This is a genomic window from Mycobacterium sp. pV006 (assembly GCF_041287115.1).
In the GTDB taxonomy this organism is placed as follows: domain Bacteria; phylum Actinomycetota; class Actinomycetes; order Mycobacteriales; family Mycobacteriaceae; genus Mycobacterium.
Genome location: NZ_JBGGKT010000050.1, coordinates 1 through 1,408, shown reverse-complemented (window position 1 = coordinate 1,408; position 1,408 = coordinate 1). Strand labels below are relative to the sequence as shown.

1 protein-coding gene is annotated in these 1,408 nt (G+C 65.8%); it reads right to left on the bottom strand.

Annotation, left to right across the window (positions count from 1 at the left end):
• Nucleotides 1-34: 34 nt before the first annotated feature.
• Entirely contained in the window at nucleotides 35-1,354 is a 1,320-nt protein-coding gene (locus ACAG25_RS24735; RefSeq protein ID WP_370491056.1) for an IS256 family transposase, read from the bottom strand.
• Between the last annotated feature and the right edge of the window lie 54 nt (nucleotides 1,355-1,408).

Sequence of the window (1,408 nt, the reverse complement as noted above, 5' to 3'; positions counted from 1 at the left end):
GGAGAAATTGTCAAGACCTGTGGATTGGGGTGTTTCAGGCGACCTCCGTTCCGGTGCGCTCGTCACCGTTTGAAGGCGGTTGCGGTGGCGTGATGTCGGTGGGCCGTTCGAGCAGTTTGCCTTTGTGGAAGACCGCGCCGGCGCGGACCAGGGCGACCAGGTGCGGGGCGTTGACGGCCCGCCAGCGGGCTTGTGCGGCGTCGATCAGCTTGTAGGCCATGGCAATCCCGGCCGCGCGTGACCCAGGGCCCTTGGTGACCTTGGTCCGAAGTCGCACCGTGGCGAAAGTGCTTTCGATGGGATTGGTCGTGCGCAGGTGAATCCAATGCTCGGCCGGGTATTTGTAGAACTCAAGCAGGGTGTCGAGGTCGTCGACGATCTTGGCGACGGCCTTGGGGTACTTGGCGCCGAAGTCGACCTCGAACGCCTTGACCGCCAGCTGAGCCTTGTCGATGTCCTCGGCGTTGTAGATGTCCTTGATCGCCGCCAACGCCGACGGATGCGCCGACTTCGGCAGTGCGGCAAGGACGTTAGCTTGCTTGTGAAACCAGCACCGCTGCTCACGGGTCGCCGGGAACACCTCGCGGACCGCCTTCCAGAACCCGAGGGCGCCATCGCCCACGGCCAACACCGGGGCAGCCATCCCGCGGCGTCTGCAGTCGCGCAGCAGGTCGGCCCACGACTCGGTGGACTCCCGATACCCGTCGGTGATCGCGACCAGCTCCTTGCGGCCATCGGCACGCACGCCGATCATCACCAGCAGGCACAGCTTGGTCTGCTCCAGGCGCACCTTGAGGTGGATGCCATCAACCCACAGGTAGACGTAGTCGGTACCGGACAGATCACGGCGCCCGAACGCCGCGGCTTCGTCCTGCCACTGCGCGGTCAGCCGGGTAATCGTCGACGCCGACAACCCCGCACCCGAGCCGAGGAACTGCTCCAACGCCGCAGTGAAGTCGCCGCTGGACAGCCCATGCAGGTACAGCAGCGGCAACACCTCACTCATCTGCGGAGACTTACGCGCCCACGCCGGCAGGATCGCCGAGGAAAACCGCTGCCGCACACCTGTATCGGGGTCCACGCGGCGGTCGTTGACCCGCGGCGCCTTCACCTGCACCGCGCCGGCCGCGGTCAGTACCTCACGCGGCTGGTGGTAGCCGTTGCGGACCACCAACCGATGGCCGTCCTCATCGAGCTGGTCGGCGAACTGGGCCACGTAGGCGGCGACCTCGGCTTTAAGCGCCGCAGCCAGCATCTGCCGGGCACCATCACGGACAATCTCGTCCAACAACGATTGACCGGCACCGCCGGTGCTTTCATTGGCCTCGGTGGCATCGTGAACTACGGTGAGCATGGGCGTACCTTCCCGAACCAGCGCGCCAACGCCGGCTCATGATCGGACCTTCGG

Coding starts and splice junctions, on each gene's coding strand:
- ACAG25_RS24735 (WP_370491056.1), bottom strand. CDS start 1,354: ATGCTCACCGTAGTTCACGATGCCACCGAGGCCAATGAAAGCACCGGC.